The sequence below is a fragment of the Armatimonadota bacterium genome (assembly GCA_017993055.1).
Classification (GTDB): domain Bacteria; phylum Armatimonadota; class UBA5829; order DTJY01; family DTJY01; genus JAGONM01.
In genome coordinates, this window is record JAGONM010000031.1 from 1 (window position 1) to 16093 (window position 16093).

The 16093-nt window shown below is 60.9% G+C and carries 15 protein-coding genes; 12 read left to right on the plus strand and 3 right to left on the minus strand.

Annotation, left to right across the window (positions count from 1 at the left end):
* Positions 1-139: 139 nt before the first annotated feature.
* The 3 genes from KBC96_11575 to KBC96_11585 all read right to left on the minus strand — a co-directional run bounded on the left by KBC96_11575 (position 140) and on the right by KBC96_11585 (position 3986).
* The gene (locus tag KBC96_11575; GenBank protein MBP6965036.1) at positions 140-529 is read right to left on the minus strand and encodes a GxxExxY protein; all 390 of its coding nucleotides are present in this window, start codon (positions 527-529) and stop codon (positions 140-142) included.
* A gap of 13 nt (positions 530-542) precedes the next feature.
* Positions 543-1373: a transketolase gene (locus KBC96_11580; protein ID MBP6965037.1), complete on the minus strand. Its 831-nt coding sequence runs from the start codon at positions 1371-1373 to the stop codon at positions 543-545.
* Positions 1374-1610: 237 nt separating this feature from the next.
* A complete protein-coding gene (locus KBC96_11585) occupies positions 1611-3986 on the minus strand; it encodes an endonuclease MutS2 (GenBank protein ID MBP6965038.1) in 2376 nt (791 codons plus the stop codon).
* A 218-nt stretch (positions 3987-4204) separates the two neighbouring features.
* Between KBC96_11585 and KBC96_11590 the strand changes: the two genes are divergently transcribed.
* The 12 genes from KBC96_11590 (at position 4205) to KBC96_11645 (ending at position 16064) form a co-directional block, all read left to right on the plus strand.
* On the plus strand, positions 4205-4459 hold the full coding sequence (locus KBC96_11590) for a DUF4258 domain-containing protein (protein MBP6965039.1): 255 nt from the start codon (positions 4205-4207) through the stop codon (positions 4457-4459).
* A 12-nt stretch (positions 4460-4471) separates the two neighbouring features.
* Positions 4472-4693, plus strand: coding sequence for a DUF2283 domain-containing protein (locus tag KBC96_11595; protein ID MBP6965040.1), 222 nt, complete (start codon positions 4472-4474; stop codon positions 4691-4693).
* 124 nt (positions 4694-4817) lie between these two features.
* The gene (locus KBC96_11600) at positions 4818-5357 is read left to right on the plus strand and encodes an NUDIX hydrolase (GenBank protein MBP6965041.1); all 540 of its coding nucleotides are present in this window, start codon (positions 4818-4820) and stop codon (positions 5355-5357) included.
* On the plus strand, positions 5358-6299 hold the full coding sequence (locus KBC96_11605; protein MBP6965042.1) for a methylenetetrahydrofolate reductase: 942 nt from the start codon (positions 5358-5360) through the stop codon (positions 6297-6299).
* 58 nt (positions 6300-6357) lie between these two features.
* Entirely contained in the window at positions 6358-7167 is an 810-nt protein-coding gene (locus KBC96_11610; protein MBP6965043.1) for a methyltetrahydrofolate cobalamin methyltransferase, read from the plus strand.
* 88 nt (positions 7168-7255) lie between these two features.
* A complete protein-coding gene (locus tag KBC96_11615) occupies positions 7256-7984 on the plus strand; it encodes a hypothetical protein (protein MBP6965044.1) in 729 nt (242 codons plus the stop codon).
* A 429-nt stretch (positions 7985-8413) separates the two neighbouring features.
* Complete coding sequence (locus tag KBC96_11620) at positions 8414-9400, plus strand: hypothetical protein (GenBank protein MBP6965045.1); 987 nt, start codon at positions 8414-8416, stop codon at positions 9398-9400.
* A 1137-nt stretch (positions 9401-10537) separates the two neighbouring features.
* Positions 10538-12115 carry an RHS repeat-associated core domain-containing protein gene (locus tag KBC96_11625; GenBank protein MBP6965046.1) on the plus strand — a complete coding sequence of 526 codons (1578 nt, stop codon included), beginning with the start codon at positions 10538-10540 and terminating at the stop codon, positions 12113-12115.
* A gap of 54 nt (positions 12116-12169) precedes the next feature.
* Positions 12170-12715, plus strand: a complete 546-nt coding sequence (locus KBC96_11630; GenBank protein ID MBP6965047.1) for a hypothetical protein — start codon at positions 12170-12172, stop codon at positions 12713-12715.
* A gap of 41 nt (positions 12716-12756) precedes the next feature.
* The gene (locus KBC96_11635; GenBank protein ID MBP6965048.1) at positions 12757-13521 is read left to right on the plus strand and encodes an RHS repeat-associated core domain-containing protein; all 765 of its coding nucleotides are present in this window, start codon (positions 12757-12759) and stop codon (positions 13519-13521) included.
* 51 nt (positions 13522-13572) lie between these two features.
* Positions 13573-14538, plus strand: a complete 966-nt coding sequence (locus KBC96_11640; protein MBP6965049.1) for an ankyrin repeat domain-containing protein — start codon at positions 13573-13575, stop codon at positions 14536-14538.
* Positions 14535-16064: a lipid II-degrading bacteriocin gene (locus tag KBC96_11645; GenBank protein ID MBP6965050.1), complete on the plus strand. Its 1530-nt coding sequence runs from the start codon at positions 14535-14537 to the stop codon at positions 16062-16064. The genes KBC96_11640 and KBC96_11645 overlap by 4 nt, the downstream gene beginning before the upstream one ends.
* Positions 16065-16093 lie beyond the last annotated feature (29 nt).

Sequence of the window (16093 nt, forward strand, 5' to 3'; positions counted from 1 at the left end):
GCTCCGAGTACCGCCGCCCCGACCCGGAACCCGCTGTACGGAGCGTACGCGTTCTCCATCGCCTGCTTGCTTGCTTCGATCATTTCATTCAAAGCCATATCAACCGCCGATGAACGCCGATGGACGCAGATGGAAAGCTCTAGTATTTATTGACTACTCGCTTGACCTGCACTCTAGGCGTTCCGAAGTTAATTAGAAGACAGAGATTCAGCCCCGTTGCCTTCAGGTAGTTCAGACACTGAGCCATATGCACGTCGTCGAGCGCCTTGACTGTCTTCAGTTCAAGGATCACACAATCATTGACCAGGATGTCGGCGAGGTACTCCCCTACGACAACGCCATCATACAGCACGTTGATCGCGTGCTGTTGTCTGGCTGTCAGTCCCGACTTTCGAAGCTCATGCGCCAGCGCATTCTCGTACACCTTTTCGAGGAAACCGTGCCCGAGGTTATTCCCGACAGTGTACGCGCAGCCGATGACCGTCCTCGATATCTCATCCAATCCCGATCTGCGTTCATCCGCGTCCATCGGCGGTCCCATATCACGCTCCGAGTTCCGCCAGCGCCTGCTCGACCTGTTCCGCGTTCGGGGCCTTGCCGTGCCAGTCGCAGACGCCCTCCATGTACGAGACGCCCTTGCCCTTGACGGTGTGCGCGACGATCATCGTCGGCTTGCCCTGTACCCTCCGCTCGGGAGCGAGCGCGTCGAGGATCTGCCCGAAGTCGTGCCCGTCTATCTCGATCACGTTCCACCCGAACGCGCGCCACTTGTCCGGGACCGGCATGACGGTCATGATGTCGCAGAGCGGGCCGTCAATCTGAAGGCCGTTGAAGTCGGTGATCGCGGTCAGGTTGTCGAGCTCGAAGTGGGCCGCCGCCATCGCGGCCTCCCATATCTGCCCCTCCTCCGACTCGCCGTCGCCGACCATGCAGAAGACGCGGTAGTCCTTCGAGTCGAGCTTGCCCGCGATCGCCATCCCGCACGCGCCGGAGAGCCCCTGCCCGAGCGAGCCGGTGGTGAACTCGACGCCGGGGAGCTTCTTCATGTCCGGGTGGCCCTGGAGCCGGCTGTCAATGCGCCGGAAGGTGGTGATCTCCTCCTTCGGGTAGTACCCGGCCTCAGCGAGGGCCGCGTAGAGGACGGGGGAGGCATGGCCCTTGCTCAGGACGAAACGGTCGCGGTCGGGCCGCTTCGGGTCCTTCGGGTCGTGCCGCATGACGTGGAAGTAGAGCGCGGCGAGGATGTCCGCCGCGGAGAGCGACCCGCCCGGGTGGCCGGAGTTCGCCGCTCCAACCATCGTGATGATGTCCTTCCTCATCTCCGCCGCCTTGCTCTTCAGGCGCTCGATCAGTTCTTCAGGGTATTCTGTCATGTAGTTGCTCCTTGGTTACGCTTTCGTGCTGAACCCACTCTGAAGAGTCCGTATGTACAGGGACCAGCACCGCCAGTCCTGAGTGCGTCCTCCGGGACGTGTATCGAAGGACGGTCGGGCCTCCAATGAGGTCCGGCAACACAAGGCCGCCCTTCGATACATGCCGTCATTCACCGGCACACTCAGGGCTGACGGTTCCCGCTACTCCGATCCCTTTCTATCCGCGTTCATCGGCGGTCATGATTTCTTGAACGTGACGACGGTCGCGCCCGCGCCGCCTTCCTCGCGCTCTCCCAGGCGGAACGACTCCACCGCGTGGTGGTTCTGCAGGTAGTCCCAGACGGCCTTCCTGAGAGCGCCCGTCCCCATCCCGTGGATGATGCGCGCGGACGGCAGGCCCGCGAGGTACGCGTCGTCGAGGTACTTGTCGAGGTTCTCGACGGCCTGCTCCGCCCTCTGCGCGATGAGTTTCAGCTCCGGCGAGACCGTTCCCGCCTTCGAGGTCGAGATCACCGACGCGCCGGAGGCCTCTTCCCTCGGCTTCTCCGCCGCACGCCGCGTCGGGCGAAGCGCCGCCACCGGCACGTTCACCTTCATCGAGCCGATCAGCACGACCGCCTCGCCGCCGCCCGGGTCGGTGAGAAGCTGACCGTCGAGGCCGAACGTCGTCACCGTCACCGTGTCGCCCTTCGCGAGGACGTACGGCTCGTCCGGCTCCTCGTACTCCGGCTCGAGCGCCTCCGCGACCTCCTGCTTCAGCTCCTTGACCCGCTTCTTGAACCTCTCCCGGCCCTTCTGGACGACGCTCTCCTGACTCCTGGCTCCTGACTCCTGATTTCCCTGCTTCAGCTCCTCGATAATCTCGTCGAGTTCGGCGACCTTCTCCTTGACGCGGCGCTCGACCTCTCCGGCGAGCTGCGCGCGCATCTCCCGCCGAAGCTCCTCGATCTCCTCGAGGCGGTGCTCGTAGCGAGTCCGAAGTATCTCCGCGTCGCGGGACGTGCGCTCCGCCATCTGCTTCTTCTCGGCGGCCGCCTTGTGCGTCTCCTCTATCCGCCGGATGATCTCCTCGGACTTCTCCCCGCCCTGGATCATGCCCCGCGCGTCGGCCACGATCTCGTCCGGGAGCCCGAGCCTCGACGCGATCGAGAAGGCGTTGCTGCTCCCCGGCACGCCGATCATCAGCCGGTACGTCGGCGACAGGGTCTCCAGGTCGAACTCCACGCTCGCGTTCTCCACTCCCTCGCGGATGAACGCGAACTCCTTCAACTCCCCGTAGTGCGTCGTCGCGACGGTAAGCGCCCCGGCGTCCAGAAGGTGGTTCAGCACCGACTTCGCCAGCGCCGCCCCCTCGCCCGGGTCGGTCCCCGCGCCGAGTTCGTCGAGGAGTACGAGCGATCTCCCGCCCGCCTGCGCGATTATGTTCACGATGTTCGTCATGTGCGACGAGAACGTGCTGAGAGACTGCTGGATGCTCTGCTCGTCCCCTATGTCCGCGAAGACCTCGTCGAACACCGCCAGCCTGCTGCCCTCCCGCGCCGGGATGTGCAGGCCGGACTGAGCCATCAGGGTCAACAGCCCGACCGTCTTGAGCGTCACGGTCTTGCCGCCGGTGTTCGGGCCGGTGATGAGCAGCGTCCTGAAGCGCCGTCCCAGCTCGATGTCAATCGGCACGACCTCGCCCGTCAGGAGCGGGTGCCGCGCCTCGATCAGCTCCACGTACCCCTCGCGGTCCAGCTCCGGCTCCACGGCGCTCATGTCGCACGAGAGCCTGCCCTTCGCCGCCGCGAAGTCGAGCCGGCCCAGGGAGTCGAGGGTCAGCCGAAGCTCCGGCGCCGCGACCGAGACCATCCCCGTCAGGCGGCGGAGTATCCGCTCCACCTCCGCCTCTTCCGCCGAGACGAGCGTGCGGATCTCGTTGCCCATCTCCACCACCGCCGCCGGCTCCACGAACACGGTGGCGCCGCTCGCGCTCGAGTCGTGGACTATGCCGGGTATCCCGTGCCGATGCTCGGACTTCACCGGCACGCAGTACCGGTCGCCGCGCTGGGTGATCACCGGGTCCTGGATCATCGTGCGGAACTCGGCCGAGTGGATGATCGAGTTGAGCTTGTCCATCATCCGGTTGTGGATCGTCTTGAGCTTGCTTCGGATGCGCGCGAGTTCCGGGCTCGCGGTGTCTCGGATTTCGGCCTTGTCGCTGATCGCATCGCCGACCGCGCGCTCGAGCTGCGGGAGCGGCGTGATGTTCGCGGCGATCTCCATCAGCCTCGGGCTCTTTTCCTCGCGCTTGAGGATGAACGCCCGCAGCCTCTGAGCCGACGAGAGCGTTCCGGCCACGCGGAGAAGCTCCTCCGGCTGGAGAAGCGCGTCCACCGCCGCCTTTCCGACCAGCGGGCGGACGTCGTGGATGCCGCCGAGCGGGAAGCTCCCTTCCTCGCGTATGATCCGCGCGGCCTCCGAGGTCTCACGCTGGCCTTCCTCGATCCGAAGCGCGTCCGAGACGGGTTCCAGCGCGCGGGCGAAGTCCTCTCCGAGGGGGGAGGCCGTCCGCTCGACGAGCATGTCGGCGATCGCTTGGTATTCCAGAACCTGCAGGGAATGTGAGTCCATAACCGCACAATCTTACCAGAAACGGCACGCTCGAACAAGGCTTGGGGCCCGGGGCCGGGCGCCTCTCGATACGGCCGCAGACGGCCTACTCGAGGAGATCGGTGGGGTTTCTCGGGAGGCAGGGCCCGACTGATGTCGAGTAGCGAAGCATATCGAGACACGGCTCCACCTTAGCGCGAATATGGTATAATGCCGGCAGTTGGGAGGTCGTGCTCGTCATGAAACCGATACGACTGACCGCGCATGCCCGAGTGCAGTGCTCCGAGCGCGGCGCGTCCGAGGATGAGGTCGCCCGAGCCGTGCGGGACGGCACTCGCGAGCCCGCGAAGAAGAGCAGGCTGCAGTGCCGGTACAACTTCCCGTTCGGCGGCACATGGCAGGGCAAGCGCTACCCGGTCAAGCAGGTGGCTCCCGTGATCGTCGAGGAAGCCGATGAGATCGTGGTGATCACCGTGTACACCTACTATTTCTGAGAGAGGCCGACGATGAAGATAACATACGATCCCGAAGGCGACGCGCTGTACATCCGCCTCATCGAAGGCGATTGCGAGTGCCGTACCGTCAGGCTGAACGAGGAGATTGCCCTCAACATTGGCCCGGACGAGAAGTTGGTCGGCATAGAGATAATAGACGCCAGGGAAGTCCTCGGCAAGGGCGAGCTTCCCAACGTCGTGCTGGAGAACCTGACCCTCGCCTCCGCGGCATGACCGCGTCCGATCTTCTACGGGGTTCATCCCACCAGGAAGGGCAGCGTTTCCGGCCGCCTCGATTTCGCGCCCCAAGGGTAGTGGCGGAAGAGGCAGGGCCACGTCGGCCTCCGGAAGCTATCAAATGGAGTTAACAGAGAAAACCCTCGAATCTCAGCGGATATACGACGGCAAGATCGTCAACCTGCGGGTGGATACGGTCGAGCTGCCGAACGGGCGCGTCTCGAAGCGCGAGGTCGTGGAGCACAAGGGCGCGGTGGCGGTCGTGCCGATGCTCGACCACGAGACGCTGATCCTCGTTCGCCAGTACCGCCAGCCGGTCGGCGGGACGATATTGGAGATACCGGCGGGGACGCTCGAACGGGGAGAGGACCCATTCGACTGCGCGCGGCGGGAACTCGTCGAGGAGATCGGTTACTTCCCGGAGAAGCTGACCGAGATGTTCCACTCGTATCTCTCTCCCGGCTACTCGAACGAGCTGCTGCACACGTTCTTGGCGGAGGATTTGCGGGAGGAAGAAGTGAACAGGGATTCCGACGAGTTCCTGGAGATAGTACGGATCAGGCTGAGCGACGCGGAGGAGATGATCCGCTCGGGAGAGATCGTGGACGCGAAGAGCATCTGCGGGATCCTGCTGGCGTCGCGGCTTTTCAAGGGGTGCTAGATGAAGTCAGGGAGTAGGCTCGAGCGGCTGCTCGAGGCGGGGAAGTTCGCGGTGTGCGGGGAGCTCGGGCCGCCCCAGAGCGCCGATCCCGAGGCCGTGACTAAGAAGTGCAAGAACTTCGCGGGATTTGTGGACGCGGTGAACCTCACGGACAACCAGTCCGCGATAGTCCGCCTGTCGAGCGTGTGCAGCGCGGCGCTGGTGATGCGGGAGGGCCTCGAGCCGGTCATCCAGATGACGTGCCGGGACCGCAACCGGATCGCGATACAGAGCGACATCCTCGGCGCGGCGGCGATGGGCGTGAAGAACATCCTCTGCCTCTCGGGCGACCACATGACCTCGGGCAACCATCCGCAGGCGCGCGGAGTCCACGACCTCGACGCGGTCAGCCTCATCGCGATGGTCAAGAAGATGCGCGACGAGAAGGCCTTCCAGTGCGGCGAGGAGATCAAGGTCGAGCCGCGGATGTTCATCGGCGGGGCGGCGAACCCGTTCGCGGAACCGTTCGACTGGCGCGTGAGCCGGCTCGAGAAGAAGGTCAAGGCGGGCGCGGATTTCATACAAACCCAGGCGATCTTCGACGTGCCGCGATTCGAGGAGTTCATGGCGGACGTCCGGAAGCGCGGCCTCCACAAGCAGGTCTACATCATGGGCGGGGTCCTTCCGGCCCGGTCGGCGAAGGCGCTCGGGTACATGGCGAGCGAGGTGCCCGGGATGCGCGTGCCCGAGGAGTACCTGAAGCGCATGGAAGCCGCCGAAGACCCGAAGGAAGAGGGAGTCGCCATCTGCGTGGAGATCATCGAGCGGCTGAAGGAAATCGAGGGCGTCGCCGGGGTGCACATCATGCCGGTGATGTGGGAGTCCATCACCCCGACGATCGTCGAGCGGGCGGGACTGCTCCCGAGGCCCGAGCCGCCGGAGTACGCGGAGACCGCGGAGTGAACACGGAATGGGACGCATGGGTCACATAGGTCCCACAGCATCATAAGGAGAACTGATTATGCTCATCATCGGAGAGAGAATCAACACCAGCAGGAAGATCAAGGGAGAGCCGGTCATCGAGAACGCCGTCAGGGCGCGGGATGCCGACTACTTCGTTGACCTCGCCCGCAAGCAGTACGAGGCCGGGGCGCACTACATTGACGTGAACGCCGGCACCCTCGTCGGCGGCGAGCCCGAGGCGCTCGAGTGGCTCGTCACGACCGTCCAGGGAGCGCTCGACGTCCCGTGCTCGCTCGACAGCCCGAACCCGGTCGCCATCGAGAGGGCGCTGAAGGTCCACAAGGGGCAGGCGTTCATCAACTCGATCACCGCCGAGAAGGACCGCTACGCGGCGATACTGCCGTTCGTCAAGGAGTACGGCACGAAGGTCGTCGCGCTCAGCATGGACGACGAGGGCATCCCGACGACGGCCGATGGGCGCATCCGAGTCGCGCGGAAGCTGGTCGCCGACCTCCTGGACGAGGGGATCAAGCCGGAGAACATCTACTCCGACCCGCTCGTCTACCCGATCGCGACCGGCGGCGACTACGGGCTGGCGGTCCTCGATACGATCCGCACCGTCAAGGCAGAGTTCCCGGACGTGCAGACGATCGGCGGCCTGAGCAACGTCTCGCACGGCATGCCGGTCAGGAAGTACCTCAACCAGGCGTTCGCGGTGATGTGCATGACGGCGGGGATAGACGCGGCGATCATTGACCCGATGGACAAACAGCTCATGGCCCTGATCTGCGCGACCGAGGCGCTTCGGGGCCGGGACGAGTACTGCGCGGAGTACATCTCTGCCTCCCGCGAGGGGAAGTTCGAGTAGGAAGCATTCAGGAGCCAGTAGTCAGGAGGCAGAATGGGGGCAGCCCAGTTGTGTACCTGCCCCCATTCCTTGTCCGAGGTAGTCTGCCATGGCGAATGCCCCAAGTACCGGCAAATGGCGTTTCGTGCTGATCGTCCGGGTCGTCGGAACTACGCTCGATGCGACGACGACGCGCTACTATCACTTCGATGCGCTCGGCTCGACCAGGTTCCTGACGGACGGCTCGGGAACGGTGACCGATACCTACACGTATGACGCATGGGGGAAGCAGACGGCGAGCACCGGCTCGACCGCCCAGCCGTACCGCTTCGTCGGGCAACTCGGGTACTACTCCCACTACCAGGACTCGAACCTGTTCGACCAGTCCGGCTACCAGTTCCTCCAGCTTGGGGTGCGGTTCTATGACGCACTCAGCGGACGGTTCACGCAGAGGGATCCGGCTAGACACGGCATAGACTCGTATATGTACGTGGAGGGGCGTCCTACCATTGCAACTGATCCGCAAGGCTTGAAGTCATACTGGGAGTATGAGAAGGAGTTCCTGGGTTGCGTATGGGATTGCCTGGGCATTCCCAGCGTTGCCGGCGCATCCACAGCGTTAGGCTCAGCTCTTGGAAACTGCTTCAAGAACGGTAAGTGGATTGGTTTCAACTCGTGCGCAAAGTTACTTTGTGATGCGACCAAGAAGCTGGCGAAAGTGTTTAGAAGTAAACAAGGAGGAGGCGGGCTCAGAATCGGAGCACAACGTTGCCTACTTGTGGCCGAGCTGACAGTGGTAGCGTGTGAAGGGTATTGCTACTATAAACTCTTGCGCTAGGCAAGCGGAGGGTGGCAGAGGACGAGACTATGGGGGATAGACACCTTACTTGGCAAGATGTGTGGCCTGCCCTGTTCTGGATTGTAGGGCTTAGCATATGGCTCTTGATATCTGAGTACCTTCGTGGGCTAACGTGGTGGTGGCAGAGAGGTGCGGAGGCTTTCCTGATAGTGATTTGGGTGACGGCATCCCTCTACCTGCGACAGCTGACATCCAAGCCTCGTGAGCAGAGGTTGCCCGTGTGGACGCTTCTGGTTCTGGTATCACTGGTGACCCTCTGCATCATGCTACTGGTGAACGTAAGACACTTGGTATGACTCTATGATCGAACGGCCTCCGGGGTTGCTGACCCGGGGGCAGTTCGACGCTCGAAGGCCCTGTGCGGTGGCAAGGCGGATGTGGATACCATCGCCCAGAGGGAATCAGCGTATGGCCGGCGAATATGGAGGCGTGCAGAACTCGCCGTCGAGCAGCATGACGTGGGATGCCGACGGCAACCGGGTGAGCTTCACCAGTTCTGAGGACAACACGACGACCGAGTTCGTGTACGACACGACGGCGGGCATCCCGGCGGTGATCGAGGAGAACGACGGTGATCCGGTCTACTACATCCGCGAGCCGGGCGGACAACTCGTCGCTCGAATCGGTGCTAACACCCACTACTATCACTTCGACGCGCTCGGCTCGACGCGCATGCTCACCGGAGCGAGCGGAACCGTCACGGATGAGTATACCTACGACGCGTGGGGGAAGTTGCTCGATCACGACCAGGAGACCGGTTCTGTAGATCAGCCGTACCGGTTCGTGGGGCGACTCGGGTACTACTCGCACTACCAGGACACGAACCTGTTCGACCAGTCCGGCTACCAGTTCCTCCAACTTGGGGTGAGGATGTACGATGCGCTCTTGGGTAGGTTCACACAAGTTGACCGGGTCAAGGACATGACGCGCTCGACCTATCTTTACTGCAGAGCAGATCCGCTCGGCTTCATTGATCCCAGCGGTATGGCTAGCGTCGAGATGTGCTACGATCCGTATTTTCCGTTGGGTTCACATGCGTACATCTGTATCGGTGATAAGTGCTACGGGTTCTATCCCGGAGAGAGCGTTACGCACGGGCGCGGCGAAGTTGTAGATACGGATGCCCGCAAGAAGAACTCCAAGTGCTACATCACCTGCGTGTCCGACAAGGCTCTAGCTTGTATCAAGAACCACATCCAGCGTGACTTGCGCGAGCAGGATCATTACTACGCATTCCACGGCTTGAGTAGTTGGGGAGGAGTATACAACTGCGTGACCTGGATCGTACACGTGTTTACGGAATGTGGATTCAAGTGCCCTGCCGTCCTCGCCCCTGCCGCGATAGGCAACTATGCAACATGCATAGATCCTGACGGTAAGGAATGCTGTAAATAGAGTAGTAGGAGGCAGGTGTGTTTTCGCCGTCGAAGACGAAGGTTACGGTCATCTCACTGCTACTTGTGGCAACAGGAGCCACTCTTCTCAGTGTGAGTTCCATACTTCGCACTGGTCGCCGCCTGGAGTGTGGTGCCAATCAGTGTACGTCCGTGATCGCATTCCTCGACCGGCAGACAGATGCAGTATGCGTCTACTCGGCAGAGCATGGGACCAGCGTAGCAGATGGGTGTGTGGATGGATGGCACGTAGTATCATTGCTCAGCGGGATGCGGCGTCCACAGGGATGGTTGTGCAAGGCCTGCAGTCCGAACTCCGAGACTGGCCAGTTTGTCATGCTGGGTGACGGCAAGATCCACCCGATACCAGTCCGAGGCGGCGGCGAAGCCGGTGTGTATGATGGCCGCATTGGTATTGCAGATGCAGCAGATGGTAGGGCCGTCTTGACCTGCTATGACCTGAAAGGAAAGCGCTCTTCAGCGCGTATCCTGAAGGTGCCAGGGCACCACGTCACTGCCGTGCACAGCCCGGTAACGTGGAGCACTGATGGACTCGCTGCCGTTGCACTGTCAGTCGATTTGGAGCGGGAGAGCCGCGTCTATGTGTTCTCAGAGTCAGGCACGTTGCTGGCCGATCTCGGGCCTGGCCACCTACCAGCAATCGATCACAAAGGTGGTCGTGTGGCTTACTTGCTGCCAAGTAGCTCCTCCTTCCACCAAGTACAGGTAGGGCTATATGACATCAAGGCACGGACGAGAACGCAGATAGCCGCTTGGTATCCGACACGTCCCGCAGAACTGCTTCCGTATTGTGGAGCGACCGATGTCCATGAAGTCAAGTGGTCGGATGATGGGAAGTGGCTGATATGCGCGCTAGGGGAAGCGACGCGTCCGGATAGCCTAATATGTGCGGTACAGATGGATAGCCGGCGCTGGTGCCGACTGCCGATTCGTGTATTGCATGGTAGGTGGGCTGTAGGAAATGGGGACATGAAAAAGGGGACAGAGAGAAACGGACAGTAATGGGGGACAGGGGGGCTGCTGAAGAAGGCATCGGTAGTTTAATCTATAAGAAGGACAATATGCGGCTCTAGAGGCTTCTATGCTAGGGCAGGATCACTCTTTCTAGGAGACGCCCGTGTTCCGAGACAAACGCCCAACCCAGGAGACGATCTTCGTCCCCGGAAGGCCTGCCGACTACCTCTACTACGCGAACGGGTGGCTGAAAGAGGTGCAGGAAAACAGCGCTTCCATCGCCGAATACATCTATGACGAGGTAGGCAACCGGACGCGGGTTGAGCTCGGGAATGACGCGTATACGACGTATGACTACCATTCCACCGATCCGAGGTACTTCGTGAGCGAGATCGAGCACTTCCAGCCCGATGATCAGAGCATCGGCGCGATAACCTACTCGCAGCGGGACGACTCGGGGAACCCGACCTCCGTGACGTATCCCGGCGGGGCGGTCAGCTACACCTACGACGTGAACAACCGCCTCGTGAGTGAGAGCTCGTCGTCCTTCGGGTACGACTGGGTCGGGAACCGGCTGAACCCGCCGGCAGACCCGAGCCCGATGGTCTATGACGACACGGACAAGCTGGTGACGTGGCCCGGTGAGCATCAGTATACCTACTACCCGACGGGGAGTCTCTATCAGCAGAAGAACAGCCAGGGGAGCGTTCAGAAAACGTTCACCTACACCGGAGCCGAGCTGCTGGAGTCGGTAACGCACGCCGGAGTGAACGATCCGAGCGAGATGGAGTGGGACGGTGATGCGAACCGGGTGAGCTTCACGAGGAGCACGACTCCCATAGGGACCTGGTACTTCGTGTACGACACGACGGCGGGCATCCCGGCGGTGATCGAGGAGAACGACGGTGATCCGGTCTACTACATCCGCGAGCCGAACGGGGCGCTGATCGCCCGGGTGGACGGCGCGACGACGAACTACTATCACTTCGACGCGCTCGGCTCGACCAGGTTACTGACGAACGGCTCGGGAACGGTGACCGACACCTACACGTATGACGCATGGGGGAAGCAGACGGCGAGCACCGGCCCGACCGCCCAGCCGTACCGGTACGTCGGGCAACTCGGATACTACTCCCACTACCAGGACGAGAACCTCTTCGACCAGTCCGGCTACCAGTTCCTCCAACTCGGCGTCCGGTTCTATGATGCCTTGACGGGGAGGTTCACGCAGAGAGATCCGGCTAAGGATGGGCTGAACTGCTTCGTGCATGCTTCTGACGATCCTCTAGGCCGAGTCGATCCTTCTGGGCTTGCATGCACAGCTATCGAGAGGGCAGTTCGCGATGATGCCCTGTCTCTTGTCCCGGCTCCAACGTTGGTCAGGCATCTCCGGACTGAGCATTCGTGGAAGCAGGTGGGATACGAGCCGACCTGGGGTATTGCTTGGGGGAGCGACAACATGGTTGGCTGCAACTGCATCTGGCAGCGGAGCGAGAGGAGTGTGGACCTCTGGAAGCGTCTCGAGCCGATGAAGCAGAAGATGTCCTGCCAGACCTGGGGGCCGTGCGGATACGGCGGCAGTTGGACATACTGGCGGCACTTCGTCAGACCAGTGTTCTACGAACACGCCGGGGATTGGCGTTTGCTCCCAAGGTTGTCACTTCAGGACACGCGGAAGACGCCCGGATTCGTTATTCTGACGAGTACCGGGGAGGATTGCTTGTGCCGTATGCCACAGTAAGCTGTCTGAATGACGGCGAGGATCTCGAATAGAAAGGTGGGATAGGTGATATCTATGTCAAACCGTTCTCAGAAGAGACTGCCCATTGCTATCGTGGCGGTGCTGCTCCTAGCAGTGGTGGCGGTGTTCTATGCGGTGCACAACCGGTCAGGGTCGCAGCCCGCAGCCTTCGTTGTTCTGCCGAACGCCGAGGGGCCTGAGTTCGTGACCTTCCAGGGCACTAGACAGATGCGATACGAGTTCATTGAGCCGTATCCGGGAAAGGCAGCGCTCAAGGGCATCTCAGACCGACTTGGCCGCCTTGGCTGGAAGCCGCTGCAGAACAGCTATCTGCAGCCGGACCGCCCCTCGTCCCATGTAACCGGTTGGGAGGAATTCCAGGACGGCACAAAGACGCCTTGGGTATACGTCAGACAATGGATGGGCGAGTGGACAAGCCCCAGTGGCGACGTCGTCTCGTATATCTTGCGGTATGAATGGCCGAATGATGCATCGGCTCCAAATACCGACAGGGTGCGTTTGAACAGCATACTCATCCCCGCGAAAGTTGCGGCGTCGCGAAGAGCGGCACTACCGAAAGGCACGAACTCAGACAACTAGTGCTGGGTGAGAGATGGCCGTGGACGAAAGGTCAAGTGGGCATGTCTTGCTGTGAACCCCGAGTCCTCACGGACTGGAAGGGAACGGTCAGCTACACGTATGATGCCTGGGGGAAGCAGACCGCGAGCACCGGCTCGACCGCCCAGCCGTACCGGTACGTCGGCTGGCTCGGGTACTACTCGCACTACCAGGACGGGAACCTCTTCGATGAGGAGGGCCCGCAGCTCCTTCAGCTTGGGGTAAGGTTCTACGATCCCCAGACCGGGAGGTTTACGCAGAGGGACCCTGTGCCTTCCGTGAAATTGTCCAACTACGCTTACGTCAGCAATGAGCCAGTGTTGGCGGTAGATCCGTCTGGGGAGATCGTAGAGCAACTCCTGTGTGCTGCAGCCAGATGGTTCATTTCCTGTCACAGTTGCAGTCGGCGTGCTGCCAACGAGGGCTGGGTAGAGGCAGAGAAGTATCTGGCAAAGAAGAACATCCAACTTGATGACAGCGGTGGCGAGGGCAGAAACGAGAAGAACGCCGTTGGTCACTGTGTTCGAGCCTGCCAGACGATGAGGGACTGCAAGGGGGTGTTCGACTGCGTCGGGGCGACTGGTGTGCGCACCTATCTCAATACTGTTTACGAAGCTCCGCTACCCGAGTTCTTAGTGCCAGACCGGGCAGAAGAGTGCAGCATGGATAAGCACAATAACAACATTGGCATGTCATGCGCCGCAGCCAAGAGCAAGTCGTGTATCGAGTGTTGCATGGAGCACCACAAGGAGTTAGTGATCCTAGACCCTCCCAAGCCTAAGCGATGAGAGCACTACCCCGTGGTAGCAACGAACAGAACTGGAAGGAGTGATCAGGCCATGAGGAAGCGCCAGAAGCCAGCTCTCCGTTATCTCCGAGTCCTGTGCGCTACTGTCTCAATGCTGGTCGTAGTCCCTTGTGGCTGCTCAAAAGGGGACGCTAGGCGCGACCAGTTGGTCAGGGCCATTAGGAACAACGACTACACAAGCGCAGCTCAACTCCTGAGGCAGTCGCCCAAGCTGGCAAACGCAGAGGTTTCGACAATGAGGGCTATCCGGACTCCGCAGTCTGTATTGATCATAGCTGTGGAGAACAACCATGCGAGCATTGCGGAGCTTCTGATTCGCAAGGGAGCAGAAGTGACGTATAGGGATTACCGTCAGTGGACGGCGCTGCATTACGCTGCCGAGCGCGGCAGTTCTCAGATCATAGAGCTGCTGCTGGCTGCAGGTGCCGATCCGGACATTTGTGACAATGACGGGCTGACACCCATGATGCTTGCGGTTGAAAGTGGAGAGCGTACCGCAGTTGACCTGCTTAGGAATTCGGGAGCTAAGTCTGGGTGCAGACTACATGAAGCTGCCGCGCTGGGCGACTTTGATGCGGCAATAGCCGAGGTGAAGCGTGCCCCACAGGCTATCAACTCGAGACAACACTATTGGTCACCTTTGGCTCTTGCTGCGCGACATGGGCACCTCGAAGTAGCTGCGTTTCTTGTGAGAAACGGTGCGTGCGTGGACGATGAGGCATTCAGAGAGGCCGCTAGGTCCGGGCATCTCAGCGTGGTGAAACTACTGCGTCCCCACATCCTCAATATCGACGATAATGGGGGAGGATCTGTCCAGTACACGGCCCTGCAGGTCGCCGCAATGGAAGGGCACACGGCGGTAGTAACCTACCTATTGCATGAAGGAGCAGACCCAGAAGTGGTGACACAGGGCTTCACAACTATCGAGCTAGCGCGAAATGCCGATCAGAATCGAATCGCGGACTTGCTAGTACGTCACATGCAATCCAAACCATGACTGATCGACCTACGGCTACGACGCAGGATCCCAGGTATTTCGTGGATGAAATCGGGCACTATGACTCGTCGAACGCGTTGTTGACCAGCGGTCCGATCAGCTACAACACACGGGACGACTCCGGCAACCCGACCGAGATCCAGGACTGGGACGGCACGCGGAGTTACGGCTACGACACGAACAACCGCCTCGCGAGCGAGAGTTCGTCGTCCTTTTGGTACGACTGGGTCGGGAATCGGCTGAATCCCCCCACCGCTCCGAACCCGATGGAGTACAACGCCGCCGATCAGCTGACCAGGTTCCCCGGTGAGCACCAGTACGACTACCTCGGGACCGGCAGCATGGAGAACCAGTACGACGACGACTCGCCGAGAAACCTGGAGAAGACGTTCGAGTACACCCCGGCGAACCTGCTTTCGTCCGTGACCCACGTCGGGGCTAACTATCCCACTGAGATGGAGTGGGATGCTGATTCCAACCGAGTGAGCTTCACGAGCAGCGACACCGACACGACCTGGTACTTCGTCTACGACACGACGGCGGGGATACCGGCGGTAATCGAGGAGGAGACGCCGAGCGGATCGGTATACTACATCCGCGAGCCGGGCGGACAACTCATCGCCCGAATCGGTGCCAGCACCCATTACTACCACTTCGACGCGCTCGGCTCGACCAGGTTCCTGACGAACGGCTCGGGAACGGTGACCGACACCTACACGTATGACGCCTGGGGGAAGCAGACGGCGAGCACCGGCTCGACCGCCCAGCCGTACCGCTTCGTAGGGCAGCTCGGGTACTACTCCCACTACCAGGACTCAAACCTGTTCAGCCAAAGCAGCTACCAGTTCCTCCAGCTCGGCGTCCGGTTCTACGATGCGCTGACGGGGCGGTTCACTCAGAGGGATCCGATCCAGGATGGACTGAACTGGTACTCCTACGTCGGCGGCAAGCCGCTAATGTGGGCGGATCCGTTCGGCCTTATGAGCCGCTGGCGTTTCGTGGACATGTGGGACGCATACATAGGTGGCACACAGAACAGGCCTTATCATCTGCCGATAACCGAGCTGAATCTCGACGCGATAGATATCTCAAAGTGGACCACCATGTATGGGCTGATCAATGGTGGTAGACCCGGGAAGTACCAGATTGACGAGTACCGACTGGTCAGTTTCGACCCAACGAAGAGCCTTTTCGACGCCTATGCTGTCGGCACACTAGAGTTGCGAATAAAAGGCACCCTCGAGATCTGCTCCGCGAATTCCTGGACGTTTGATGGTCGGGTGGTCGGGGATCGTGACACGTTCGACTTTCAGAGAAGTACTCACCGGACGAGAATGGCTGAGTTTCTAACGACTCTGGGGCGCTCGTTTGAAGGAGTGGGCGCAAAGCCGTACCCTGTTAGCATAGACGGTTATGCCCCCGTGGCCTGGGCATCGTTCCACCGACCGCCTGGTCAATACACAGTACCAAGACCACTTCTTGATCCGCTTAGGCTTATGCCAAATGTGCGGATGCCCTATTTCTAAAGGTGTTTGTACATTCTCAAAGAACTCGA

Excerpts from the sequence above, each read along its gene's own strand:
- KBC96_11575 (MBP6965036.1), bottom strand. The coding sequence starts at position 529 with ATGGACGCGGATGAACGCAGATCGGGATTGGATGAGATATCGAGGACG.
- KBC96_11640 (MBP6965049.1), top strand. The coding sequence starts at position 13,573 with ATGAGGAAGCGCCAGAAGCCAGCTCTCCGTTATCTCCGAGTCCTGTGC.
- KBC96_11590 (MBP6965039.1), top strand. The coding sequence starts at position 4,205 with ATGAAACCGATACGACTGACCGCGCATGCCCGAGTGCAGTGCTCCGAG.
- KBC96_11585 (MBP6965038.1), bottom strand. The coding sequence starts at position 3,986 with ATGGACTCACATTCCCTGCAGGTTCTGGAATACCAAGCGATCGCCGAC.
- KBC96_11620 (MBP6965045.1), top strand. The coding sequence starts at position 8,414 with ATGGCCGGCGAATATGGAGGCGTGCAGAACTCGCCGTCGAGCAGCATG.
- KBC96_11580 (MBP6965037.1), bottom strand. The coding sequence starts at position 1,373 with ATGACAGAATACCCTGAAGAACTGATCGAGCGCCTGAAGAGCAAGGCG.
- KBC96_11635 (MBP6965048.1), top strand. The coding sequence starts at position 12,757 with ATGTCTTGCTGTGAACCCCGAGTCCTCACGGACTGGAAGGGAACGGTC.
- KBC96_11610 (MBP6965043.1), top strand. The coding sequence starts at position 6,358 with ATGCTCATCATCGGAGAGAGAATCAACACCAGCAGGAAGATCAAGGGA.
- KBC96_11605 (MBP6965042.1), top strand. The coding sequence starts at position 5,358 with ATGAAGTCAGGGAGTAGGCTCGAGCGGCTGCTCGAGGCGGGGAAGTTC.
- KBC96_11645 (MBP6965050.1), top strand. The coding sequence starts at position 14,535 with ATGACTGATCGACCTACGGCTACGACGCAGGATCCCAGGTATTTCGTG.
- KBC96_11615 (MBP6965044.1), top strand. The coding sequence starts at position 7,256 with ATGGCGAATGCCCCAAGTACCGGCAAATGGCGTTTCGTGCTGATCGTC.
- KBC96_11600 (MBP6965041.1), top strand. The coding sequence starts at position 4,818 with ATGGAGTTAACAGAGAAAACCCTCGAATCTCAGCGGATATACGACGGC.
- KBC96_11595 (MBP6965040.1), top strand. The coding sequence starts at position 4,472 with ATGAAGATAACATACGATCCCGAAGGCGACGCGCTGTACATCCGCCTC.
- KBC96_11630 (MBP6965047.1), top strand. The coding sequence starts at position 12,170 with ATGTCAAACCGTTCTCAGAAGAGACTGCCCATTGCTATCGTGGCGGTG.